Origin of the sequence: Luteimonas gilva, assembly GCF_005239095.1 — a bacterium.
In the GTDB taxonomy this organism is placed as follows: domain Bacteria; phylum Pseudomonadota; class Gammaproteobacteria; order Xanthomonadales; family Xanthomonadaceae; genus Luteimonas_C; species Luteimonas_C gilva.
The window spans coordinates 783434-808415 of record NZ_SZUA01000002.1; the positions used below are offsets into that span (position 1 = coordinate 783434).

General features: G+C 67.4%; 21 protein-coding genes. 19 read left to right on the forward strand and 2 right to left on the reverse strand.

Annotation, left to right across the window (positions count from 1 at the left end):
* Nucleotide 1: 1 nt before the first annotated feature.
* The 5 genes from recG to FCE95_RS11610 all read left to right on the forward strand — a co-directional run bounded on the left by recG (nucleotide 2) and on the right by FCE95_RS11610 (nucleotide 5326).
* Nucleotides 2–2188, forward strand: coding sequence for an ATP-dependent DNA helicase RecG (recG, locus tag FCE95_RS11590; protein WP_262982805.1), 2187 nt, complete (start codon nucleotides 2–4; stop codon nucleotides 2186–2188).
* Nucleotides 2189–2224: 36 nt separating this feature from the next.
* Nucleotides 2225–2485 (forward strand): excalibur calcium-binding domain-containing protein, encoded by a 261-nt coding sequence (locus FCE95_RS11595; protein ID WP_223266875.1) that lies wholly within the window; start codon nucleotides 2225–2227, stop codon nucleotides 2483–2485.
* 9 nt (nucleotides 2486–2494) lie between these two features.
* Nucleotides 2495–3436 carry a nucleoside hydrolase gene (locus FCE95_RS11600; RefSeq protein WP_137267169.1) on the forward strand — a complete coding sequence of 314 codons (942 nt, stop codon included), beginning with the start codon at nucleotides 2495–2497 and terminating at the stop codon, nucleotides 3434–3436.
* Nucleotides 3437–3519: 83 nt separating this feature from the next.
* Nucleotides 3520–3762 (forward strand): type B 50S ribosomal protein L31, encoded by a 243-nt coding sequence (locus FCE95_RS11605; RefSeq protein ID WP_137267170.1) that lies wholly within the window; start codon nucleotides 3520–3522, stop codon nucleotides 3760–3762.
* A 274-nt stretch (nucleotides 3763–4036) separates the two neighbouring features.
* Nucleotides 4037–5326 carry a citrate synthase gene (locus tag FCE95_RS11610; RefSeq protein WP_137267171.1) on the forward strand — a complete coding sequence of 430 codons (1290 nt, stop codon included), beginning with the start codon at nucleotides 4037–4039 and terminating at the stop codon, nucleotides 5324–5326.
* 145 nt (nucleotides 5327–5471) lie between these two features.
* Here the strand turns inward: FCE95_RS11610 and FCE95_RS11615 are convergent, their stop codons facing one another.
* Nucleotides 5472–6119 (reverse strand): hypothetical protein, encoded by a 648-nt coding sequence (locus FCE95_RS11615; RefSeq protein WP_137267172.1) that lies wholly within the window; start codon nucleotides 6117–6119, stop codon nucleotides 5472–5474.
* A 214-nt stretch (nucleotides 6120–6333) separates the two neighbouring features.
* Nucleotides 6334–8811, reverse strand: coding sequence for a penicillin-binding protein 1A (locus tag FCE95_RS11620; protein ID WP_137267173.1), 2478 nt, complete (start codon nucleotides 8809–8811; stop codon nucleotides 6334–6336).
* Between the two features lie 225 nt (nucleotides 8812–9036).
* Between FCE95_RS11620 and FCE95_RS11625 the strand changes: the two genes are divergently transcribed.
* The 14 genes from FCE95_RS11625 (at nucleotide 9037) to FCE95_RS11690 (ending at nucleotide 24972) form a co-directional block, all read left to right on the forward strand.
* Nucleotides 9037–10095, forward strand: a complete 1059-nt coding sequence (locus tag FCE95_RS11625) for a pilus assembly protein PilM (RefSeq protein WP_137267174.1) — start codon at nucleotides 9037–9039, stop codon at nucleotides 10093–10095.
* On the forward strand, nucleotides 10095–10775 hold the full coding sequence (locus FCE95_RS11630; protein WP_137267175.1) for a PilN domain-containing protein: 681 nt from the start codon (nucleotides 10095–10097) through the stop codon (nucleotides 10773–10775). The genes FCE95_RS11625 and FCE95_RS11630 overlap by 1 nt, the downstream gene beginning before the upstream one ends.
* Nucleotides 10772–11482: a type IV pilus inner membrane component PilO gene (locus tag FCE95_RS11635; protein WP_137267176.1), complete on the forward strand. Its 711-nt coding sequence runs from the start codon at nucleotides 10772–10774 to the stop codon at nucleotides 11480–11482. Before FCE95_RS11630 ends, FCE95_RS11635 begins: the two co-directional genes overlap by 4 nt.
* Nucleotides 11479–12021 carry a pilus assembly protein PilP gene (locus FCE95_RS11640; protein WP_137267177.1) on the forward strand — a complete coding sequence of 181 codons (543 nt, stop codon included), beginning with the start codon at nucleotides 11479–11481 and terminating at the stop codon, nucleotides 12019–12021. Before FCE95_RS11635 ends, FCE95_RS11640 begins: the two co-directional genes overlap by 4 nt.
* A gap of 14 nt (nucleotides 12022–12035) precedes the next feature.
* Nucleotides 12036–13940, forward strand: a complete 1905-nt coding sequence (locus tag FCE95_RS11645; RefSeq protein ID WP_425481299.1) for a type IV pilus secretin PilQ — start codon at nucleotides 12036–12038, stop codon at nucleotides 13938–13940.
* A 123-nt stretch (nucleotides 13941–14063) separates the two neighbouring features.
* Nucleotides 14064–15059 carry an AAA family ATPase gene (locus FCE95_RS11650; protein ID WP_137267178.1) on the forward strand — a complete coding sequence of 332 codons (996 nt, stop codon included), beginning with the start codon at nucleotides 14064–14066 and terminating at the stop codon, nucleotides 15057–15059.
* Nucleotides 15060–15061: 2 nt separating this feature from the next.
* Nucleotides 15062–15958 (forward strand): DUF58 domain-containing protein, encoded by an 897-nt coding sequence (locus FCE95_RS11655; protein ID WP_137267179.1) that lies wholly within the window; start codon nucleotides 15062–15064, stop codon nucleotides 15956–15958.
* Nucleotides 15959–16417 carry a DUF4381 family protein gene (locus tag FCE95_RS11660; RefSeq protein WP_137267180.1) on the forward strand — a complete coding sequence of 153 codons (459 nt, stop codon included), beginning with the start codon at nucleotides 15959–15961 and terminating at the stop codon, nucleotides 16415–16417.
* The gene (locus FCE95_RS11665; protein ID WP_137267181.1) at nucleotides 16414–17424 is read left to right on the forward strand and encodes a vWA domain-containing protein; all 1011 of its coding nucleotides are present in this window, start codon (nucleotides 16414–16416) and stop codon (nucleotides 17422–17424) included. Before FCE95_RS11660 ends, FCE95_RS11665 begins: the two co-directional genes overlap by 4 nt.
* Nucleotides 17421–19178, forward strand: coding sequence for a VWA domain-containing protein (locus tag FCE95_RS11670; protein WP_137267182.1), 1758 nt, complete (start codon nucleotides 17421–17423; stop codon nucleotides 19176–19178). The genes FCE95_RS11665 and FCE95_RS11670 overlap by 4 nt, the downstream gene beginning before the upstream one ends.
* Before the next feature lie 14 nt (nucleotides 19179–19192).
* A complete protein-coding gene (locus FCE95_RS11675) occupies nucleotides 19193–20854 on the forward strand; it encodes a BatD family protein (protein ID WP_223266876.1) in 1662 nt (553 codons plus the stop codon).
* Nucleotides 20855–20901: 47 nt separating this feature from the next.
* On the forward strand, nucleotides 20902–22242 hold the full coding sequence (locus FCE95_RS11680) for a dicarboxylate/amino acid:cation symporter (protein ID WP_137267184.1): 1341 nt from the start codon (nucleotides 20902–20904) through the stop codon (nucleotides 22240–22242).
* 97 nt (nucleotides 22243–22339) lie between these two features.
* Complete coding sequence (gene tkt / locus FCE95_RS11685; RefSeq protein ID WP_137267185.1) at nucleotides 22340–24331, forward strand: transketolase; 1992 nt, start codon at nucleotides 22340–22342, stop codon at nucleotides 24329–24331.
* A gap of 155 nt (nucleotides 24332–24486) precedes the next feature.
* On the forward strand, nucleotides 24487–24972 hold the full coding sequence (locus FCE95_RS11690) for an REP-associated tyrosine transposase (RefSeq protein WP_137267186.1): 486 nt from the start codon (nucleotides 24487–24489) through the stop codon (nucleotides 24970–24972).
* Nucleotides 24973–24982 lie beyond the last annotated feature (10 nt).

Genomic DNA, 24982 nt, shown 5'->3' on the forward strand with positions numbered 1-24982 from the left:
GCTGTCCCGCAGTGCATGGGGAGCCCCGGCGCCGAAAGGCGCCGGGGTTTTTGTTTGCGCGCGATCCCGGCATGCTTGGCGCATGCCCGTCACCCGTTCCGAAGCCGGCGCCGACCCCGCGCACTTGCCTTTGAGCCGACTGCCCGGCGTCGGCGAACGCATGGCCGAGAAGCTGGCCGCGCGCGGGATGCTGACGCTGCAGGACCTTTGGCTGCATTTGCCGCGCCGTTACGAGGACCGCACTTCGATCGTGCCGATCCGTGCGCTGCAACCCGGCCTCGCCGCGCAGGTGGAGGGCCGCGTCGAAGCGGTCGAGCGCGGCTTCCGTTATCGGCCGATGCTGCGGGTGGCGGTCGGCGACGATTCGCAGGCCACGCTGGTGCTGCGTTTCTTCCATTTCCGCGCCGCGCAGGCCGCGCAATTCAAGCCGGGCGCGCGGATCCGCTGCTACGGCACGCCGCGCGCGGGGCAGCACGGTTTGGAGATCGTGCATCCGAGCTACCGGTTGCTGGACGAGGAGGATGCCGGCCAGCTCGGCGAGCTACTGGACCCGGTCTATCCCGCCTTGGAAGGCATCGCACCCGGAACCGTGCGCCGATTGATTGGTTTGGCGCTGGATCGGCTGCCCGACGACGAAACCCTGGAATTGCTGCCGCTGGAATTGCGCGTCGGCCTGAACTTGCCTTCGCTGAAGCAGGCGCTGCTGACCGCGCACCGTCCGCCGCGCGATGCCGACTTAGCCGCGTTGTCGGCCGGCACGCATCCGGCGCAGCGGCGCTTGGCGCTGGAAGAATTGCTGGCCCACCATTTGAGCTTGCGCCGGCAGCGCATCGCCTTGCAGCGGCAGCGCGCCGCGCGCTTGGCTGACGGCGGGGCGCTCGCGGACCGCTTGCGCGCGAATCTGCCGTTCGCGCTGACCGGCGCGCAGGAACGCGTGTTCGGCCAGATTCGCGCCGATCTCGCCAAGCCGGCGCCGATGCTGCGTTTGGTGCAGGGCGACGTGGGCAGCGGCAAAACGGTGGTCGCGGCGATGGCGGCGCTGCTGGCGATCGAAGCCGGCAAGCAGGCCGCGCTGATGGCGCCGACCGAACTGCTGGCCGAACAGCATCTGGCCAATTTGCGCGGCTGGCTGGAACCGCTGGGCGTGCGCGTCGCCTGGCTCGCGGGCAAGGTGACCGGCAAAGCGCGTGCCGGCGTGATGCGGGCCGTGGCCAGCGGCGAAGCGCAGATCGTGGTCGGCACGCACGCTTTGATGCAGGAAAACGTGGTCTTCCACGACTTGGCGCTGGCGATCGTCGACGAGCAGCACCGCTTCGGCGTGCATCAGCGCCTGGCGCTGCGCGACAAGGGCGCCGGCGGCAACGTGGTGCCGCATCAATTGGTGATGACCGCCACGCCGATTCCCCGAACGCTGGCGATGGCCGCTTACGCCGACCTGGACGTGTCCGCGATCGACGAACTGCCGCCGGGCCGCACGCCGGTGCAGACCGTGGTGTTGAGCGCCGAACGGCGTCCGGAATTGATCGAACGGATCCGCAATGCTTGCGCGGAAGGGCGCCAGGCCTATTGGGTCTGCACTCTGATCGACGACAGCGACGAAGTCGTCGCGCAAGCGGCGCAGACCACGTACGAAAACCTGTCGGCTTCGCTGCCGGAATTGCGGGTCGGCTTGGTCCACGGCCGGATGAAGCCGGCCGACAAGCAAGCTACGATGCGCGCGTTCAAGGACGGCGCGATCGACTTGCTGGTGGCGACGACGGTGATCGAAGTCGGCGTCGACGTGCCGAACGCGTCGCTGATGATCGTCGAGAATGCCGAACGCCTGGGTCTGGCGCAACTGCACCAATTGCGCGGGCGGGTGGGGCGGGGCAGCGCGGCGTCCAGCTGCGTGCTGCTCTACCAGCCGCCGCTGTCGGCGATGGCGCGGCAGCGTTTGGAGACGATGCGCCAGACCAACGACGGTTTCGTCATCGCCGAAAAGGACTTGGAATTGCGCGGCCCGGGCGAACTGCTCGGCGTGCGCCAAACCGGTTTGGCGGCATTCCGCGTCGCCGACCTGGCGCGCGACGCGGCGTTGCTGCCGCAGGCGCGCGAGATCGCCGATGCGTTGTTGGCCGGATCGCCGGACGCGGCCGATCGCATCGTGCAGCGATGGGTGGGCGGCGCGGCGCGGTATGCTTCGGCGTAGTCGCGGCGGCTGGGCCGGCCAATGAAGAAGTTACTCTTGCTGGCGGTATTGGCCTTCGCGGCATGGAAAGGATGCGCGTATCTGGATCGCGGGTCCGCGACGGCGGCCTCGGTTTCCGCACCGCTGGACGCGACCCAATCGCCTGCACCCGCGCCCGTGTTCCGTTGCGACGGCAGGCAGCACTGCTCGCAGATGACGTCGCGCGCGGAAGCCGAATATTTCGTCCGTCATTGCCCCGATACGAAGATGGATGGCGACCACGACGGCGTCCCGTGCGAAAATGACAGCCGCTTCTGAGTTCGACCCATGACCGACAAAATCCCCCTCCTGATCGACACCGACCCCGGCGTCGACGACGCCCTCGCCCTGCTGATGGCGTTCAACGACGCCCGCCATGAAATCGTCGGCCTGACCGTCGCCGCGGGGAACGTCGGCTTGCAACACACCGTCCGCAACGCGCTGAAGCTGTGCGAAGTGGCTCGTCGCGACGACATTCCGGTGTTCGCGGGCACGCCGGCGCCGCTGCTGCATCCTTCGCCCGACGCCGGCTACGTGCATGGCCGCGACGGCTTCGGCGATGTCGGTTACGAAGCGTCCAAGCGCCAGGCCGAAGCCGAGCATGCGGCGCTGGCGATCCTGCGCCTGTCGCGCGAACACGCCGGCCGGCTGCTGCTGGTGGCGTTGGGGCCGCTGACCAATCTGGCGCTGGCGCTGAAGCTAGATCCGACCTTGCCGCAGCGCGTCGCCCGGCTGGTGGTGATGGGCGGCGCCGTCACCGGCCACGGCAATATCACCCCGAGCGCCGAGTTCAACGTCTACTTCGACCCCGAAGCGGCGCATATCGTGTTCCAGGCATTTCCGCGTTTCGATCTGGCCGATTGGGAGGCGGTGCTGGTGCACGGGCTGAAGCACGCCGATTTCGACGAATGGCTCACCGCCGATTCGCCGCGGGCCGCCTTCTACGATGCGATTTCGCGCCAAACCCGCGCCTGGTCGGCCGAGCGCCGCGGCGGCGAGCGCTGGCACTCGGCCGACGCCTTGGCCATGGCCTACGCCCTGCAGCCGGACGGGGCGACCCAGGTGCTGGAGCGGCCGGTGGCGGTCGAACTGGACGGACGCCTGACCCGCGGGACGACCGTGGTCGATTGGCTGCGCCAAGCCGGCGGGCCGGACAACGCCCGGATCCTGATGGCCTACGACGAAAAGCGCTTCCAAACCCTGATCCGGACGGCTTTGGCCGCCCGCTAAGGCCGGGAACGCCGGCGTTTGCGCCGGGGGAGGGTGTCGGTCTACAATATCCGACTCTTTCCCGCATACAGTTGGTGCCCGCCATGAAAGACGGCGTACATCCCGATTACCGCGCTGTCGTCTTCCAGGACGTCACCTCGGACTTCAAGTTCCTGACCCGTTCCACCCTCGGCAGCAAAGAGACGGTGAAGTGGGAGGACGGCAACGAGTACCCGCTGATCAAGATCGAAATCTCGTCGGCCTCGCATCCGTTCTACACCGGCCAGCACAAGGTGATGGACACCAGCGGCCGCATCGACAAGTTCAAGCGCCGCTACACCAAGTAAGCGCTCGGGCCTCCGGCTCGCCGCAACGGCCGCCTATGGGCGGCCGTTCGCGTTTATGGCTTGGCTTTTGTGGGAGGGGCTTTAGCCCCGACAGATGCTTGTCGGGGCTAAAGCCCTTCCCACAAAGGCGAAAGGACGTCGCCATAGGACTTTGGTTTAGAGCCCGGCATCGAGCGGCTATGCGATAATGCTGCATCGCGGCAAGGCCGCGGTTCCGTCCCTTGCCGATGGCGCCCCCTCACGGAGGCGGCGCCGGCCTTACGAGGAGCCTCTCGTGTCCGATCTGGATAAAGTCACCCTGACCGCCGGCGCCAAGTCGGTCGATCTGCCGGTGCTCAAGCCCACCCTGGGCAACGACTGCATCGATATCGCCAAACTGCCGAAAGAAACCGGCTGCTTCACCTACGATCCCGGCTTCACCGCCACCGCCGCGTGCAAGTCGGCCATCACTTATATCGACGGCGACAACGGCGTGCTGCTGTATCGCGGCTACCCGATCGAACAACTGGCCAAGCAGTCGAGCTTCCTCGAAGTCGCCTACCTGCTGATGAACGGCGAGCTGCCGAACAAAGCGCAGTTCGACAAATTCGACCACGAAGTCGCGCATCACACGATGATGCACGAGGCCTTCAAGAACTTCCTCGGCGGCTTCCGCCACGACGCGCATCCGATGGCGATGCTGGTGGGCATGGTCGGTTCGATGGCCAGCTTCTACCACAACACCTTGGACTTGGAAGATCCGGAACAGCGCCGCTTGGCCGCGATCCGTCTGATCGCCAAAGTGCCGACCATCGCCGCCGCGTGCTACCGCTATTCGATCGGCTGGCCGGTGCGCTTCCCGCGCAACAACCTGGAATACGTCGACCGCTTCCTGCACATGATGTTCGAAGTGCCGAGCGAGCCGCTGGAATTGCCGCCGGTCGCGGCCAAGGCGCTCGACTTGCTGTTCATCCTGCATGCCGACCACGAGCAGAACGCGTCGACCTCGACCGTGCGCCTGGTCGGTTCCACCGGCGCCAATCCCTATGCCTGCGTCGCCGCCGGCGTGGCGGCGCTCTGGGGTCCGGCCCACGGCGGCGCCAACGAGGCCGTGCTGAAGATGCTGGCCGAGATCGGCGACGCCAAGAACGTGCAGTCGGCGGTGGACAAGGCCAAGGACAAGGAATCGGGCTTCCGCCTGATGGGCTTCGGCCACCGCGTCTACAAGAACTTCGATCCGCGTGCCAAGATCATCCGCGAGATGACCTACCAGGTGCTCAACGACCTGGGCGTCAACGATCCGCTGCTCGATGTGGCGATCAAGCTGGAAGAGGCGGCGCTGAAGGACGATTACTTCGTCCAGCGCAAGCTCTATCCGAACGTCGATTTCTACAGCGGCATCATCTACAAGGCGCTGAAGATCCCGACCGAGATGTTCACCGTGATGTTCGCCATCGCCCGCACCGCGGGTTGGGTGGCGCACTGGCTGGAGCAGCAGGAAGATCCGGACGCCAAGATCGGCCGTCCGCGCCAGATCTATACCGGCTACGACAAGCGCGATTACGCCGATATCGGCAAGCGCTGAGCCTTCCAAGCGCGCAAATAAAGAACGCCCCGCATCGCGGGGCGTTCTTTGTTTTTGTGGGAGCGGCTTCAGCCGCGAGCTCTTTTCATAAGATCGCTGCGATTTGCGGGCAAGAGCTCGCGGCTGAGGCCGCTCCCACAAAAGCTCAGGGACCCGCTTCGTAACCGGCGATCTCGTCTTCGGCCAGCATCTGCCGCAACTGCGACGCCGAAGCCCGTTTCATCGGCTTCTCGTCCACGCTCGCCAGCGGCGCCTGGCGCAGCACGTCGGCGGGCAGCACGGTCACGTCGAAGGTGAGTTCTTCGGCGCTGAACAGCCACACCGGAAACACGTCGCCGCGCTCGCGGTCCAGGCGCACGTGGCGGGTGCGCGATTCGGCGGGGATGCGGTGCTCCTCCAGGAAACGGGGCACCGCATCGGCGTCGTCGGTGTACAGCTGCAGCATCACCGGCGAATTCGGATCGGCGGTGCCGTCCAGCACCGGGCCCACTAGGCGCGCATCGAAATCGGCGAAGAATTCGAGCGCGCGCAGGGCCGCCTCGCGGCGCGTGCGCAGGCCGGCGGTCAAGCTGTCGCCGAGGAACAGGCGCTGGTATTCGCGCAGCGCGTCTTCGATCTCGCGGTTGCGCGGCAGCGAAGCGTCGTCGTGGATGCCGAGCCGGTGCGCAGCCTTGAGCTTGGCTTGATGGAAATCGCGGATGCCGCCCTCGGCCATCAATCGCGCGGCTTCGTGGGCGAGCCGGCGGCGGCGTTCTCGGGTCCGCGTCTCGGCGTGCTGACGGGCGTGGTGCATCTCGCGCTCCCGGTCGAAGCCTGGGCCGACTGTAACCGATTTGCGCGTCACGTCAACGTCACGGCAGGCGGTGGTTCGGGTGCCTGCCTGTATTTGTGGGAGCGGCTTTAGCCGCGAGCTCTTGCCTACAGGTCGCAGCGTCGTGAGGAAAGGAGCTCGCGGCTAAAGCCGCTCCTACAAAAGCCCGCGCCACGAAGGAGCGCGGGAGCGTGCTTCAGAAGATATCGAAGGCGGCCTCGTCCGGCGCCTGCTCGGTGTCGTAGTTGGTGTAGGTCTCCATCCGCTCCAGATCTTCGACCTTCACGTACTCGACGATGCCGCCGCTGCCTTCCGGCAACAGCGTGCCGTTGGCGCCGACCGATACTTTGATCATGCCGTCGGGCGGATCGTTGCGGGCGATCGGCACGTCCTTCAGCGCCACCCGCATGTAGTCGATCCAGATCGGCAGCGCGGCCTTGCCGCCGTACTCGCGGTAGCCCAGCGATTGGAAGTTGTCGCGCCCGACCCAGACCGTGGTGACCAGGTTGCCGCCGAAGCCGGAGAACCAGGCGTCTCGGTGGTCGTTGGTGGAACCGGTCTTGCCGCCGACGTCTTCGCGGCCCAGCACCTTGGCCGCGGTGCCCGTGCCGCGTTGGACCACGTCGCGCATCATCGACACCAACTGGTAGGCGACGCGTTCGTCGATCGCGCGCGGCGCGAGCACGGCGTCCGGGTCGGCGACGGCGATCGCCTTCGGATCGGCTTCCTTCGGCTCCTTGCCGGGCTTGCCGGCCGGCGCCGGCGCGGCGGGCTTGCTCGCAGTCGGACCCAGGTCGAAACCGTCGACGATGTTCGAAGCCGCGCGCTCCTGGCCCGCGCGCTGGCCGCAACCGCGGCAGGCGGTCGGCGGCTTCTCCTTGAAGATCACGTTGCCGGAGCGGTCCTTCACCTCATCGATGAACCAGGTTTTCACCTGGAAGCCGCCGTTGGCGAACACGGCGTACCCGCGCGCCACGTCCAGCGGCGCCAGCGAGGCGGTGCCGAGCGACATCGATAGGTTGGGCGGCAATTGCGCTTCGTCGAAACCGAAATGGCTGATATAGCGGCGCGCGTAGTCGACGCCGATCGCGTCGAGCAGGCGCACCGAGACCAGGTTGCGCGATTGCACCAGCGCCTCGCGCAGGCGCATCGGGCCGGCGAAGTTGCCGCTGTCGTTCTGCGGACGCCACATGTGGCCGCGGCGGTCGCGGAACACGACCGGGGCGTCGAGCACGATCGACGCCGGATTGAAGCCGCGCTCGAACGCGGCCGCGTACAGGAACGGCTTGAAGCTGGAACCGGGTTGGCGCCGCGCCTGGGTGGCGCGGTTGAACTTGTTGCCGGCGAAGCTCAGGCCGCCGATCAACGCGCGCAGCGCGCCGGTTTCCGGCTCCAGCGACACGAGCGTGGCTTGCGCGCGCGGCAGCTGATCGATCAACCACTCGCCTTCCTTCTCGCCGCGGCGGATGCGCGCCAGATCGCCGCGCTTGTACAGCGAAGCCGGGCTCTTGCCGGGCCAGCGCGCGCCGGCGGAGGCGGGCAGGACCACTTCGCTGGCATCGGCGAGCACGAGGGTCGCGCTGCCGTCGGCGCCGGTGCTGGCGACGATCGCCGGCACCAGCCCGGCCTGCGCCGGGATCGCGCGCAGCCGCGCCGCGATCGCCGCCGCGTCTTCGTCGGCGGCCAGGTCGAAATGCTGTTCGATCTTGTTCCAGCCGTGACGGTGGTCGTAGACGCGCAGGCCCTGCCGCACCGCGATGTCGGCGGCGGCCTGCATGGTCGGATCGATGGTGGTGGTGACGTGATAGCCCTTGGTCAGCACGTCGCCGCCGAAACGGGCGATCATCTCCTGCCGCACCATTTCAGCCACGTACGGCGCGTACACCTCGACCGGGCGTTCGTGCGGCGTGGCGTGCATCGGCTGCGACTTCGCCCGCGCGGCGGAGGCCGCATCGACGAACTTCAGTTCGACCATGCGATCGAGGATGTAGTCGCGGCGGATGCGGTTGCGTTCCGGATTGCTGATCGGATTGCCGCTGGACGGGAACTTGGGCACGCCGGCGAGCGTGGCGATCTCGTCCAAGCTCAGCTGCTGCAGCGATTTGCCGTAGTAGTACTCCGCGGCCGCGCCGATGCCGTAGGTGCGGTTGCCGAAGAAGCTCTTGTTGAGGTACAGCTCGAAGATCTCGTCCTTGGTCAGCTCGCGCTCCATCTTCATCGCCAGCAGCATCTCGGCGAGCTTGCGCGTATAGCTGTATTCGGAACTGAGGAAGAACTGGCGCGCGACCTGCTGGGTGATGGTCGAACCGCCCGGCACGCGCTTGTCGTCGGTGGTGGCCAGCAGCCAGATCGCGCGCCCCACGCCTTTGTAGTCCACGCCGTGGTGCTGGTAGAAGCGCGCGTCCTCGATCGCGATGAAGGCTTGCTTCACCTGGTCCGGAACTTGCGAAATCTTCACCGGGTAGCGGCGGCTTTCGCCGAACAGCGCCATCAGGCGGCCGTCGCGCGCGTACACGTACAAGGGTTCCTGCAATTCGACGTTGCGCAGGGTCTGCGCATCCGGCAGCTTGGAAGAGACCACGTAATACAAGGTGCCCACGGCCAATAGGCCGAGCACCACCAGGCCGGCGGAGGCGATCAGTCCCCAGCGCAGCAAACGTCGAAAACGGGACATGGAGCGGGCGGCTTCCGATTGCGGATGTCGTGGGGGCGGAGTATAGATGACCCGGGGGCCGGTTCCGCCTGACCTTAAACGGCGCTACCGGACGTTGAATGGGCGATAACGGTCACAGCTCGGCCATTCGGGGGCCCTGGGGGGATTGCCAGGCTGTGAAAAGTCCGTTATTTAATGTGCCCACGCAGTTTGTGTGCGTAAGCACCCGTGGGAAGGGGAGAAACCGTGGGTCTCGTCTCAAAATCTCAAGCGCCGTTGATCGGCGTCGATATCAGTTCGACCGCGGTCAAGCTCCTGCAGCTTTCGCGCTCGGGCGACCGCTATCGCGTGGAACATTACGCGGTGGAACCCTTGCCCCCGAACGCGGTGGTCGAGAAGAACCTGGTCGAGGTCGAGGCAGTCGCTGAGGCGATCCGCCGGGCCGTCAACCGTTCGGGCAGCAAGGCCAAGCACGCCGCGGCCGCGGTCGCCGGTTCCTCGGTGATCACCAAGATCATCCCGATGCCGGCCGGCCTGGACGAGGACGAGCTCGAGGCCCAGGTCGAACTGGAAGCGGTCAACTACATTCCGTATCCGATCGAGGAAGTGAACCTCGATTTCGAAGTGCTCGGCCCGATGCCCAACAGCCCGGACATGGTCCAGGTGCTGCTGGTGGCTTCGCGCTCGGAGAACGTGGAGACCCGGCAGTCCGCGCTCGAACTCGGCGGCCTGACCGCTCGGGTGATGGACGTGGAAGCCTTCGCCATCGAGAACGCGTTCGCGCTGATGGCCTCGCATCTGAACACGCCGCGCGATGGCATCGTCGCCCTGGTCGACGTCGGCGCTTCGATGACCACGCTCAACGTGCTGCGCAACGGCCGCAGCCTGTACACCCGCGAACAAGTGTTCGGCGGCAAGCAGCTCACCGACGAGGTGATGCGCCGCTACGGCCTGAGCTATGAGGAAGCCGGCTTGGCCAAGCGCCAAGGCGGCCTGCCCGAGAGCTACGAGGTCGAGGTGCTGGAACCGTTCAAGGAAGCGATGGTGCAGCAGGTCAGCCGTTTGCTGCAGTTCTTCTATGCCGGCAGCGAATACAACCGGGTCGACCAGATCGTGCTGGCCGGCGGCTGCGCTTCGGTGCCCGGCGTCTCCGAATTGCTGGAAGAGCAGTTGGGCGTGCCTTCGGTGGTCGCCAATCCGCTCGCCCACATGACCCTGGGCCCGCGCGTGCAGGCCCATGCGTTGGCCCAGGACGCGCCCGCGCTGATGATCGCTTGCGGACTCGCGCTGAGGAGCTTCGACTGATGTCCAGGATCAATCTGCTCCCCTGGCGCGCCGAGCGGCGCAAGCAGCGCCAGCAGGAGTTCTACGTGATGCTGGGCATGTCGGCCCTCATCGCCGCGCTGCTCTCGTTCTTCATCATCGGCTACTACAACGCGCAGATCAGCGGCCAGAACGACCGCAACGCCTTCTTGCAGGGCGAGATCGCCAAGGTCCAGAAGCAGATCGACGAGATCAAGCTGCTGGACGAGAAGAAGGGCCGTTTGCTGGCGCGCAAGAAAGTCATCGAAGAGCTGCAGGTCAACCGTTATCAGATGGTGCACCTGTTCGACTCGCTGGTGCGCACGATCCCCGACGGCGTGGTGCTGACCGGCATCAAGCAGGAAGGCGAGCAACTGACCTTGGAAGGCCGGTCGCAGTCCAACGCGCGCGTGGCCACTTACATGCGCAATCTGGAAAGCTCCGGGTGGATGACCAATCCCGAGGTCAACGTCATCGAGGCCAAGGACGCGGATAAGGCGTTGGTCATTCCCTCGTCGAACAACGTGGTCCTGCCTTACGCGTTCACGCTGCAGGTGAAGCTGGCCAATCCGAACGCGCCGAAGGAAGGCGATGTGGCGGCTCCGGGCGCCGCGCCTGCGCCGGCCGCACCGGCAGCGCCCGCCACGCCGCCTGCCAACGCCACGGGGGGAGCGGCGTCATGAGCCAGAAGAAGAAAGTTTCGCTGCGGGATCTGGATTTCAACAACATCGGCGCGTGGCCGCGCCAGGCCAAGCTCGGTTTCTGCGCGATCCTGGGTGTGCTGATCCTGTTCTTGGCCTATTGGCTGTTCGTTCGCGACAAGCGCGACGAATTGGCCGGTCTCGAACAGACCGAAGCCAGCCTGCGCGCCGAGTTCGAAGAGAAGCAGGGCCGCGCCGCCAACCTGGAGCCGCTGAAGCAGCAGTTGGCGCAGATGGAGCAGGTGTTGCAGCAGATGCTGCGTCAGCTGCCCAGCAAGACCGAGATGCCCGATCTGATCGTGGACATCTCGCAAACGGCGCTCGCCACCGGCCTGCAGAACGAGCTGTTCCAGCCCGAGCCCGAAGTGCCCAAAGAGTTCTACGCCGAAAAGCCGATCAGCTTGCGCATGATCGGCAGCTACCACCAGTTCGGCGCCTTCGTCAGCGGCGTGGCTTCGCTGCCGCGCGTGGTCATCATGACTTTCCACAATATTTCGCTGAAGCCCCGGAACAAGGAAGGCGCGATCACCGCCGCCAGCAGCGGCTTGGAATTGGCCGGTACGGTCAAGACCTACCGTTACCTGGACGAAGACGAAACCAAGCAGGCTCAAGCGCCGGCTGCGAACGGTGCGCAACCGCCGCCCGCCGCGCCTGCGCCTGGCGCCGCGGCCACGGGGGGGCAGCCATGACCGGTTTCAAATCCAAGGCCGGCGCCGGTCTGTTGGCCGCGCTGTCGGCGCTTGCGCTCAGCGGATGCGGCCGCAGCATCACCAGCACGCCCGGCGAAGCCCCGAATCTCGAGAAATGGGTCGCCGAAGTGCGCGCGCGGCCCGCGCCGCCGCTGGAACAGATCCCGCTGATGCAGCAGTTCGAAAGTTTCGAATACGCCGCCCAGAACATGCGCGATCCGTTCAGCACCGCCTTCACCAACAACAACGAAGGCAGCGGCCCGCGGCCGAATTCGCAGCGGCGCAAGCAGCAGCTCGAGCAGTTCCCGCTCGATAGCTTGGACATGGTGGGCACCCTGGGCCTCGGCTCGCGGGTGGTGGGATTGGTGATGGCTCCGGACAAGGTGACCTACCGCGTCGTCCCGGGCGAATACATGGGTCAAAGCGACGGCCGGGTGACGGCGGTCTACGAAGACCGGATCGAGCTGGTGGAGCTGGTGCCGGACGGCGCGGGCGGGTGGTTGGAACGCCCGGCCACGGTGGCGCTGGAAGACAAATGATTAGGGGAAAGCACATGAGCCTGTTCAACGCCAACCGTTCTCACGCTGCCGGACCCGCGAACACGGTACGCCTGGCGACGCTCGCCGGACTGGCCTGCGGCCTGCTGGCCGCGGCTTCCGTAGCGGCTGCAGATAAGCAACCCGTCCCGCCTGCGCAGACCGCGCCGGTCAAGATGGCGGCGGTCGATCCTGCGACCAAAGTCCCGGGCGCGCTGGAGGTGTCCAACATCGACTTCAAGCGCGGCGACGGCGGCGCCGGCAAGCTGATCCTGCGCTTCAGCGGCGACGGCGCCACGCCCGACCTGCGCAAGGACGGGTCCGACGTGATCGTCGACATCGGCAACGCTTCGCTGCCGCCGAACCTGCAGAAGCCGCTGAACGTCACCGATTTCGCCACGCCGGTCCGGCAGATCGACGCCCAGGGCAACGGCAAGGGCGCGCGCCTGGTGCTGAGCACCAGCGGCCCGTACGAATCGCTCGCTTACCAGACCGGCCGCGACTACATCGTCGAAGTCGTGCCGCGCGCCTCTTCGCAAGCCCGCGGCGCCGTGCAGGCCGCGGTCGCCGCCGGCCAGACCGCGCCGGCCAAGGCCTTCACCGGCGCGCCGGTGTCGTTCAACTTCCAAGACGTGCCGGTGCGCACGGTGCTGCAGTTCATCGCCGAGGAATCCAAGCTCAACTTGGTGGCTTCCGACACCGTGCAGGGCAACATCACCGTGCGCCTGATCAACGTGCCGTGGGATCAGGCGCTGGAAATCGTGATGCGCGCCAAGGGCCTGGACAAGCGCCGCGAAGGCAACGTGATCTGGGTGGCGCCGCAGGCCGAGATCGCCAAGTCCGAGCAGGACCGCGAGAACGCCCGCATCGAGCTGGAGAACCGCGAGGATCTGCAGACCGAATACATCCGCATCAACTACCACAATGCGGTCGACATCTATAAGGCGCTGACCGAAGCCAAGGGCATCGGCAGCAGCGGCGGCGGTCAGGGCAACAACAACGACAGCGGCTTCCTGTCGCCGCGCGGCCGCCTGGTGGCCGACGGCCGCACCAACACGCTGATGGTCAGCGACATCCCGAAGAAGATCGACGCGATGAAGCGGCTGATCCACGAGATCGACCGTCCGGTCGACCAAGTGCTGATCGAAGCGCGCATCGTCATCGCCACCGATACTTTCGCCCGCGAGCTCGGCGCGCGCTTCGGCGTGGCCGGCACCAAGCAGTACGGCAGCAACCGGGGCGTGACCAGCGGCACTCTGGAAAACAACACGTCGATCATCAACGACGGCGTGCACCAGATTCCGAGCGGCTTGAACGTCGACCTGGGTCTGGAGAATCCCGCCGGTTCGATCGCCTACACCCTGCTCGGCGCCAATTTCTCCATCGATCTGGAACTGCAGGCGATGCAGCGCGAAGAGCGCGGCGAGGTGATCTCCAATCCGCGCATCCTGACCAGCAACCAGCGCGAAGCGGTGATCCGCCAAGGCCAGGAAGTGGGTTACGTGACCTTGACCGGCGTCGGCACCGGCGGCGGCCAGGCCCTGCCGAACGTCCAGTTCAAGGACGTGCTGCTCGAGTTGAAGGTCACCCCGACCATCACCAACGACAACCGCGTGTTCCTGTCGCTGAACGTCAAGAAGGACGAAGTGGTCGGTACGCTGGACACCTCCATCGGCGACGTGCCGCAGATCGCCAAGCGCGAAGTCAGCACCGCCGCTCTGGTCGAAGACGGCCAGACCGTGGTCGTCGGCGGCGTGTACGAATTCAAGGACACCAACAGCGTGACCAAGGTGCCCTTCCTCGGCGACATCCCGTTCCTGGGCAATCTGTTCCGGACCAAGGGCCGCAACAAGGAAAAGGCCGAGCTGCTGATCTTCGTGACGCCGAAGGTGCTGAGGGTCGCGCAGCGCGACAACTTCTGATCCGGGTGCGCGAACCGGAAAAAACGGGGCCTCGGCCCCGTTTTTTATTGCGCGGCGCCGCCTTCGCGAACCATTGCGCCCGGCTTGGGTCAAACTGCGCCTGATCCCCCACCGCGATCGAGAATGGACAGCGCCCAAGAAGACCCCGCCTCCCGCCTGCACCGGACTTTCCGCGAGCTCTCCGAGCGCCTATCCGAGGCCATCGTCGGGCAACAGGCCTTGATCGAACGTTTGCTGATCGCCCTGCTGGCGGACGGCCACTTGCTGGTCGAAGGCGCCCCCGGTCTGGCCAAGACCAGCGCCATCCGCGCTTTGGCCTCGCGCCTGGATGCGGGATTCGCCCGCGTCCAATTCACGCCGGACCTGCTGCCCGCCGACCTGACCGGGACCGAGGTTTGGCGCCCGCAGGACGGGCGCTTCGAATTCCAACCCGGCCCGATCTTCCATCCGGTGCTGCTGGCCGACGAGATCAACCGGGCGCCGGCAAAAGTGCAATCGGCCTTGCTGGAGGCGATGGGCGAACGCCAGGTCACGGTCGGCCGCCACACCTATCCGTTGCCAAAGCTGTTTCTAGTGATGGCCACCCAGAATCCGATCGAGCAGGAAGGCACTTTCCCGCTGCCCGAGGCGCAACTGGACCGCTTCCTGATGTACGTGCGCATCGGCTATCCGGAAGCCGCGGCGGAATCCGAGATCCTCAAGCTGGCCAGAGCGCAGGCGCGCGAAGCGCTGCAATCGACGGCGTCCGCGCTGGCCAAAATATCGTTGGACGACGTCTTCGCCGCGCGCGCCGCCGTGCTCGATCTGCATTTGGCGCCGGCGGTGGAACGCTATTTGATCGAACTGGTGCTCGCTTCGCGCCAGGCGCAGCGTTACGACGCCGAATTGGCGCGTCGCATCGCCTGGGGCGCGAGCCCGCGCGGGTCGATCGCGCTGGAGCGTTGCGCGCGGGCGCGCGCGTGGCTGGCGGGCCGCGATTTCGTCACCCCCGACGACGTGCGCGCGATCGCGCCCGACGTGCTGCGCCATCGCGTGCTGCCGAGCTACGAAGCGACCGCCGAAGGCTGGGACGGCGATCGCTTGGTCGCCGCATTGCTGGACAAAGTGCCGTTGCCGTGACGATGAGCGAAGGCATCGCGCCGAGCCTGGCCGAACTGATCGCGCTGCGCGCCGCCGCGCAGGGCCGGCGTTCGGCCAAGCGCGGCCACCACGGCAACAGCGGCCATGCGCTTTCGCCGATGCGCGGACGCGGCATGGAATACGCCGAATCGCGCGAATACGCGCGGGGCGACGACGCGCGCCACATCGATTGGCGCTTGACCGCGCGCAGCGGCAAGCCGCACACGAAATTATTCCAGGCCGAACGCGAGCGCTTGACCTTGATCGTCGCCGATACCGCGCCCGCGCTGTACTTCGGCACCCGCGTGCGCTTCAAATCGACGCAGGCGGCGCGCGCCGGCGCGGTGGCCGCATGGGTGGCCGTGCGCGACGGCGACCGGATCGCAGCGCTGCGCGGCAGCCGCATCGAAGCGCCGGTGCCGCCCGCGGCGGGACCGCGCGGCGCGCTTCGCGTCCTCGACGCCTTGGTGCGTTGGTACGCCGCGCCGCCCGCGGAAGACGCCGGCCTGGGGATCGCGCTGGACCACGCCGCGCGCCTGCTGCGGCCGGGCTCGCGCTTGATCGTATTGGCCGACCCGCGCAGCGTCGCGGAACTTCCCGCGCGGCGCTGGCCGGCTTTGGCCCAGCACAACGAAGTGATCGTGCTGCTGTTGAGCGATCCTTTGGAGAACGCGCCGCCCAAGGATCTATTGCCGTTCGCGACGGGGCAACGGCGGATCGAGCTGGACTTGGCCAACCCCGCGCAGCGGCAGCGTTGGCGCGACGAATTCGTTGCGCCGGTCGAAACGGCGCTGCAGCGTTTGCCGGCGACCGGCGCGCGCGCGCAGGCCTTGTCCACCGATGCGCGCAGCGATGCTTGGCTGCCGCTGCTGGGCCGCGCGCAGGCCAGGGTGGCTTGAGTGGCGCCGGGCGCGTTGGTGTTGCGCGACATCCATCAACCGCCCGCGCCGGGCTGGTGGCCGCCCGCACCCGGTTGGTGGCTGCTCGCCGTTCTATTGCTGGCCGTGTTCGCGTTCGGAATTTGGATCGCCAGGCGTCGCGCGCGGCGCCGGCGCGAGATCGCCGCGCTGTTCGACGACACGGTGGCGCGAGCGGCATCCGCGCCGGCGCGCGTGGCGGCGGTGTCCGAATTGTTGCGCCGCGCGGCGCGGCGCCGCGATCCCGGCGCCGACCGCTTGCAGGACGAAGCCTGGCTGCGCTTTCTCGACGGCGAACCCGGAGGCGCGCCCTTCTCGGCGGGCGCGGGCCGCTTGCTGCTCGATGGCGGTTATCGCCGGCAGATCGATGAGGCGCAATTCGCCGCCTTGCTGCCGCTCGCGCGGCGCCGCTATCTGCAATTGATGGGGGTGCGGCGATGAACGAATTTTGGTCGACGCTGCGCGAACTGCCGGGCGCTTTCGCTTGGCCGTGGTGGTTGTGCGCGCTGCCGCTGCCGTGGTTGGCGCGGCGGTTGCTGCCGCCGCGGCGCAGCGCGTCGGCGGCGTTGAAAGTCGCGTTCGGCGATCGCCTCGACGCGATTTCCGCGCCGGGCGGCGGCGGATCGTCCGGCGGCATTTCCGTGTTCGCCTGGCTCGCGTGGGGCTTGCTTTGCCTGGCCGCGGCGCGGCCGCAGCAATTGGGGCCGGCGATCGCGCCGCCGCAGGCGGGACGCGACATGATGCTGGCGGTCGACCTGTCCGGCAGCATGAGCGAAGAAGACATGACGCTGGGCGACAGCGTCGTCGACCGCTTGACTGCGGCCAAAGCGGTGCTCGCCGATTTCCTCGACCGCCGCGCCGGCGACCGCATCGCATTGCTGGTGTTCGGCCAGCGCGCCTACACGCTGACGCCGCTGACCTTGGACCGCGACGCGGTGCGCGAACAATTGCGCGACGCCGTGGTCGGCTTGGCCGGCCGCGAAACCGCGATCGGCGACGCGATCGGCTTGGCGGTCAAGCGCCTGCGCGGGCAACCGGCCGAGCAGCGCGTGGTGATCCTGCTCACCGACGGCGTCAACACGGCCGGCGCGCTCACGCCGATGAAAGCGGCCGAGTTGGCGAAGAACGAAGGCGTGCGCGTGCACACCATCGCATTCGGCGGCGAAGGCGGCTTGTCGGTGTTCGGCTTCCGCCTGCCGGGCACGGGCGAGGACGAAATCGACGAAGCCACGCTGCAGGCGGTGGCCAAAACCACCGGTGGACGCTTCTTCCGCGCGCGCGACACCGAATCCTTGTCGGGCATCTACGCCGAGATCGACGCGCTCGAACCGGTGCAACGCCCCGGCCAGCGCGTGCGGCCGCGGATCGAACGCTATCCCTGGCCGCTGGCCGGCGCGGTCGCGCTGGCGCTGCTCGGTTTCGCCGCGCCGTTGCGGAGGCCGGCATGATCGAAGCGATCTCAGGCCTGCATTGGCTGCGCCCCCATTGGCTGTGGGCGCTGCTCGCATTGCCGCTGCTGTGGTTCGCCTGGCGCGCGCGGCGCAAGCGCGAAAGCGTGTGGCGTCGCGCGGTCGATCCGCATCTGCTGCCGCACCTGCTGGAACGCGGCGGCCCGGCGGCGCGAGGCTTCGGAATCTGGGCGGCGGTCTGCTACGTTTTGGCCGTGCTGGCGCTGGCGGGGCCTTCGTGGCGGCAGATCGAACAGCCGTTGTGGCAAACGCGCGCGCCGTTGATGATCGCGCTCGATTTATCGACCGCGACGCTGGCCGCCGATTTGCCGCCGAGCCGCTTGCTGCAGGCGCGCGCGAAGCTCGCTGCGTTGCTGCGCGAACGCGCTGGCGGCCAGGTCGGCTTGGTGGCGTACGCGGACGACGCGTTCACGGTCGCGCCGCTGACCGACGACAGCCGCAACGTCGCGCTCTTTCTCGATTCGCTGGCGCCCGACGTGATGCCGACCGACGGCAACCGCGCCGACCGCGCGATCGACATGTCGGCGAAGCTGCTGAAGCAGGCCGGCTTCGAACAAGGCGACATCCTGCTGGTGACCGATCACGCCGACGCCGATGCGGTCGCCGCCGCGCGCCGCGCGGCGCGCGGCGGCTATCGCGTTTCGGCGTTAGGATTGGGCACCGCGGCCGGCGCGGCTTATCGCGACGCCGCCGGCACGATCGCGCATGCCGAATTGGACGAATCGTCGTTGCGCGCATTGGCCGGCGCTGCGGGCGGCCGCTATGCAGGCGCCACCGCCGACGGCGGCGATTTGCAGGCCCTGGGCGTGCTCGATCCGCAACAAGGCGCAGGCGCCTCCGGCCGCGGCGAGCGCGGCCGCCATTGGCAGGACGACGGCTACTGGCTGTTGCCGCCGCTGTTGCTGCTGTCGCTGTTCGCCTTCCGTCGCGGCGGTGGCGGCGCGGCGATGGCGGCCTTGCTGCTGTGCGCGGTGCTGCCGTGGTCGCCGGCGCAAGCCGCGGGCCAAGAAGGCTGGTGGCGCCGCCCCGACCAGCAGGCGCACCGAAAAATGGAGCAGGGTGCGGAGGCCTATCGCAAGAACGATTTCGCGACCGCGCAGCAGGCGTGGCAAGGCCTGAGCGGCGCGGACGCGCAATACAACCTCGGCAATGCCTTGGCCAAGGCGGGCCGATATCCCGATGCGATCGCCGCCTACGATCGCGCGCTGCGCGCGCAGCCGGACATGCAGGACGCCATCGCGAACAAGCGCGCGGTGCAGGCGGCGATGAAGCGCAAGCCGCCGCAGGGCGGCAAGCAAGACGACAAGGGCGGCCAGGACCCAGGCAAGAATCCGAAATCGGAGCAGGACCAGAACGGCCAATCGCAGTCGCAGCAGGCGCAGCCGCAATCGGGCGGGCAGGAATCGCAGCAACGGCCGCCGCAGTCGCAGCAGAAACAGAACGCGGCCTCGCAGCCGCAACAGGCGCAGCCCAAGCCGCAAGATCCGAATGCGCAGAAGGCGGCCGACGCCGCGCAGCGCGAACGCATGCGCCAAGCCTTGGCCGAGCAAGGCAAGGCGTCGCAGCAAGCGGCGAAAAAGCCGCAGAGCGCGCAGGAAACCGCTGCCGAACGCGAGCGCCGCCAAGCCAACGAAGCTTGGTTGCGGCGCGTGCCGGACGATCCCGGCGGCCTGCTGCGCGCCAAGTTCAGGCTGGAGCAGGAGCGCCGCCAGCAATCCGGATCGTCGCCATGAAGGGCCGACACGCCATGAATTCCCGTTTCGCGCGACTACTCGTCGCTTTCGTCCTTTTGCTCCCCGTGTTGGCCGCGCACGCAGAGATCCGCGCCTGGCTCGATCGCGAACGCGTGTCCCTGGGCGAAACCGCGACGCTCAATATCGAAACCGACGAAGCCGGCGCCGATGCGCCGGATTATTCGTCGCTGATGCGCGACTTCGACCTGAGCGGCAACACCAGCAGCCGCCAGTTCGAAATGATCAACGGCCAGGGCCGCACCCGCGTCCTGTTCGCGGTGGCGTTGCAACCCAAACGCGAAGGTTTGTTGACGGTCCCGCCGCTGACGGTCGGCAAGCAGCGCACGCGGCCGTTGACGCTGACCGCGACGGCGGCATCGGTCGCGCCCGCGCGCGCCGGCGGCCCGGTGTTCATCGAAACCGAAGTCGACGACGACGAGCCCTACGTGCAGCAAGCGGTCGGCCTGGTGATGCGCTTGTACTACGCCGTGCCCTTGCTGTCCGGCCAGCTCGAACTCGACCCGCCCGAAGGCGCTTCGCTGCAACGCGTGGGCGAAGACCTGCAATACGCCCGCGAAATCCAAGGGCGCCGTTACAACGTGATCGAACGCCGCATGCTGCTGATCCCCGAACGCAGCGGCACCCTGACCGTGGCCGGCGCGCGCTTCAGCGGCCGCGGCGCCGGGGGCTTCTTCGACGACATGTTCGGCGACGGACAGCGCGAACTGCGCGCGAACGGCCCGCCGCGCATCCTGAAAGTGCAATCCGCGCCGGCCGATGCGCCGCAGCCGTGGCTGCCGCTGCGCAATCTGCAATTGCGCTACGTCGCCGCGCCGCAACAGGCGCGCGCCGGCGAAGCGGCGACGGTCATCGTCGAAGCGACCGCCGACGGCGCCACCGCCGCGCAGATGCCGGAACTGCAACTGTCCGGCGGCGACGGCGCGCAAGTGTTCGCCGAACCGGCGCAGAGCGACGAGACCTTCGCCGAAGGCCGTCCGCAGGTGAAAGTCACCCGGCGCTTTTCGGTCGTGCCCGCGCGCGTGGGCGATCTGGCCCTGGCGCCGCTGCGGTTGGGCTGGTGGGATGTGCGCAGCGATAGCGCGCGCACCGCCGCCTTGCCGGCCTTGCAATTGAAGGTGGCGCCCGGCGCCGCCGGCAATGCGAACGCGCCCGCGCCGTCGGCGAACGTAGCGCCCACTGCGGCGCCGTCGCGCTGGGTGCGCATTCCCGGTGTGCAGGGCGGCGTCGGCGTATGGGCGGTGACTACGGTGGTGTTCGCGCTGTTGTGGCTGGTGACGCTGGCCTGGGGCTTGAATCGGCGCCATGTTGCGCATGCGCCGAACTCGGCGCCGGCGGGCGAACCGCAGCCTGGAGCGGGCACCGGTTCGCTATCGATGCTGAAGCGCGCCTTGGACGCCGGCGATCTGGGCGACATCACCGATGCCTTGCTCGCCTTGGCCAAACCGGCGGCGGCGGATCTCGAAAGCCTTCTGGAGCGTTTCGACGACGCGCGCCAGCGCGATGCCGTCGAGCAGCTTCGGCGCGCGCGCTGGGGCGGCGGCGATCCGGCCGCCGCACGCACGGCCCTGCGCGCCGCATTCGCCCATGGGCCGCGCTGGAAAGCCGCGCGCGACCCTTCGCTCGCGCCGCTTGCGCCCCTGTACCCGGAGGCCTGACCGGCCAGTTTGCTAAGCTGCCCCGATTGTCTTCCGGGGAGCACCGCATGACCGCATCCGCTCAAGTCGCCGGCCAGGGGCTGCCGTTGCACGTCAAAGTGCTGATTGGATTCGCCCTGGGCGCGCTGCTGGGGTTGTCGGCGCATTTCTGGATGCCGGACGCGCCGCTCACCGCGGGCCTGATCAAATACGTGGCGCAGCCGGCGGGCCAGCTGTTCCTGTCGCTGCTGTTCATGCTGGTGATCCCGCTGATGATGTCCGCGCTGATCCTGGGCGTGTCCGAGCTCGGCGACATCGCCAGCCTGGGCCGCCTGGGTTGGCGCACGCTGATCTATACCGCCGCGCTGACCGCGATGGCGGTCGCCATCGGCTTGATCATGGTCAATCTGATCAGGCCCGGCGATGGGCTCGATCCGGCCATCGTGCAGCAGGCCATGGCCGCCAGCGCGCAGCGCGCGGGCGAGATCGCCGACGCCGGCAAGCATATGGACGCGCTGCAACTCCTGTTGGGCATCGTGCCCAAGAACGTGGTCGCGGCCATGGTCGACGACAAGCAGAAGCTGGGCGTGATGTTCTTCGCGCTGATGGTCGGCATCGGCTTGGTGCTGACGCCCACCGCCGCCACCCAAGCGTTCAAGACCGCCGTGCAGGGCCTGTTCGAGATCTGCATGCGCCTGATCGGCATGATCATCAAGCTGGCGCCGTATGCGGTGGCGTGCCTGATGTTCGCGCTGTGCGCGCAGTTCGGCTGGGATCTGCTGAAGACCCTGGGCCTGTTCGCGCTGACCGTGATCGCGGCGATCGCCGTGCACATGTTCGTGGTGCTGCCGCTGTGGGTGCGCTTCATGGGCGGCATGTCGCCGCTGCGCTTCTTCCGCGACAGCGAGGAAGCGCTGCTGACCGCGTTCGCGACCGCTTCGTCCGCGGGCACGCTGCCGATCACGCTGCGCGTGGCCGAGGAGAACCTGAAGCTGCCCAAGAAGGTCTCGCGTTTCGTGTTGACCATCGGCGCGGCGGCCAACCATCACGGCACCGCCTTGTTCGAAGGCATCACCGTACTGTTCCTGGCGCAGGTATTCGGCATGCACCTGGGCATGGGCGAGCAGCTGATGGTGCTGGGCCTGTGCATTCTCGGCGGCATCGGCACCGCCGGCATTCCGGCCGGATCGCTGCCGGTCATCGCGATGATCTGCGGCGTGATCGGTCTGCCTGCGGAGGGCATCGGCATCATCCTGGGCGTCGACCGGTTCCTGGACATGTGCCGCACCTCGCTCAACGTCACCGGCGATCTGGCGACCGCGGTGGTGGTCTCGCGGCATAGCGGCGACATCGACGTGCCCCCGGCGCTGGCCGACGGCGCAGGCCACGGCCTGCCCGAGGAGCGATAACAGCGCGGGCGACGCGCCGCAAGGGCGACAGCGCCGCGTACGGATGGGACAATAGGCCGCCCGCGACCTTCCCGGGCGCCACGCCGATCCCGACCCCATGACGACGCCCAGCCGCCGCGACCTCGCCAACGCCATCCGTTTCCTCGCCATCGACGCCGTCCAGGCCGCCAACTCCGGCCATCCCGGCATGCCGATGGGCATGGCCGACATCGCCGAGGTGCTGTGGAACGACTACCTCAGCCATAACCCGAACAATCCGAAGTGGTTCAACCGCGACCGCTTCGTGCTGTCCAACGGCCACGGTTCGATGCTGCAGTACGCGCTGCTGCACTTGTCCGGCTACGACTTGGCGATCGAAGAGATCAGGCGCTTCCGCCAACTGGAATCGAAGACGCCGGGCCACCCCGAGAACTTCATGACGCCGGGCGTGGAAACCACCACCGGCCCGCTCGGCCAGGGCTTCGCCAACGCGGTCGGTTTCGCGCTAGCGGAAAAAGTGCTGGCGCAACGCTTCAACCGCCCCGAATTCGAAGTCGTCGACCACCGCACCTGGGTGTTCATGGGCGACGGCTGCCTGATGGAAGGCATCTCGCACGAAGCCGCGTCGCTGGCCGGCACCTGGGGCCTGGGCAAGCTGGTCGCGTTCTGGGACGACAACAAGATCTCCATCGACGGCAACACCGACGGCTGGTTCACCGACGACACGCCGATGCGTTTCGAAGCCTACGGCTGGCAGGTGGTGCGCAACGTCAACGGCCACGATCCGGCCGAAATCAAGACCGCGATCGAAACCGCGATGGCCGAAACCGGCAAGCCGACTTTGATCTGCTGCCGCACCACCATCGGCTTCGGTTCGCCGAACAAGGCCGGCAAGGAATCCGTGCACGGCGCCGCGTTGGGCAAGGAAGAAGTCGCCGCGACGCGCGAAGCGTTGGGTTGGCCGTATCCGGCGTTCGAAATTCCGCAGGAGATCCGCGACGGCTGGCGCGCCGGCAACGCAGGCCTGGTGCGCGAAGAACAGTGGAACAAGCTGTACGACGCCTACGCCGCGCGCTACCCCGAACAGGCCGCCGAGCTGAGCCGCCGTTCGCACGCCGAATTGCCGGAAAGCTTCGCCGAAGCGGCGGATGCCTACATCGCGCGTTTGCAAAAGGACGGTCCGGTGGTCGCCTCGCGCAAGGCTTCGCAGATGGCGATCGAAGCCTTCGCGCCGCTGCTGCCGGAGCTGGTGGGCGGTTCGGCCGATCTGGCGCATTCCAACTTGACCTTGTGGAAAGGCAGCAAGTCGGTCGCAGGCGATTCGCCCGACGCCAACTACATCTATTTCGGCGTGCGCGAATTCGCGATGACGGCGATCAGCAACGGCCTGGCGCTGCACGGCGGCTTCATCCCGTACGACGCCACCTTCCTGGTGTTCAGCGACTACGCGCGCAACGCGGTGCGGATGAGCGCGCTGATGGGCGCGCACGCGATCCACGTCTACACCCACGATTCGATCGGGTTGGGCGAAGACGGCCCGACCCACCAGCCGATCGAGCACCTGGCCGCGCTGCGCTACATCCCGCACAACGATGTGTGGCGGCCCTGCGATGCGGTGGAATCGGCGATGTGCTGGAAGGCCGCCATCGAGCGCAAGGACGGCCCCAGTTGCCTGGTGTTCTCGCGCCAGAACCTCGCCCACCAGATCCGCAACGACGCGCAGGTGGCGGCGATCGCGCGCGGCGGGTACGTGCTGCGCGACAGCATGGGCGCGCCGGACACGATCCTGATCGCCACCGGCTCGGAAGTCGGCCTGGCGATGCAGGCCGCGGACAAGTTGGGCCGCAACGTGCGCGTGGTGTCGATGCCCTCGACCGATGTGTTCGACCGCCAGGACGCGGCCTATCGCGAGTCGGTGCTGCCCAAGGCCTGCCGCAAGCGCGTCGCGATCGAAGCCGGCGTCACCGACTTCTGGCGCAAGTACGTGGGCCTGGACGGCGCCGTGGTCGGCATCGATAGCTTCGGCGCCAGCGCCCCCATCGAAGCGCTGATGCCGCATTTCGGCTTCACCGTCGAGAACGTGGTCGCGACGGTCAAGTCGCTGGGCTGATCGAAGTTCTTGTTGGTCTCTGTCGGGGCTGAAGCCCCTCCCACAAGAGCCGTGAATCGCCGTTTTGTGGGAGGGGCGTGAGCCCCGACAAGTCCTACCCGACATTGGCTAACTGTCCGACAGCGTCCAACTGAATGACTGGCTAGTTTCGGTGCATGGATATTCCTGCATCGAAACCGGGTTATCGCGCTCTCCGCCGCGGCCGTTGGTCGGAACCGGGTCGGATCTATCTGATGACGACCGTCGCGCATGCGCGCGAAAAGCGGTTTGCAGAGTGGGAAGCCGCGTCGGTCGTTTGCGGTGCCATGAGCGAAGCCGAAACTTGGCCGGGCGCTAAGCTCCTATGCTGGGTGCTGATGCCGGATCACTGGCATGGACTAGTCCATCTCGAAGATCCGATTCGATTGGACAGATTGGTTGGGCTGGCCAAAGGCCGATCGGCTCGCGCGTTGATCGCTGCTCAAGAGCGGACCGGACCCGTGTGGATGTCTGGCTTTCATGATCGCGCATTGCGGCGCGAAGAAAATCTTCTGGATGCTGCGAGATATGTCGTAGCGAACCCCTTGCGATCTGGGTTGGTCGAGCGGATCGCCGACTATCCGTACTGGGATTCGATTTGGGTCGAAGAGCGTCGGGGCTGAAGCCCCTCCC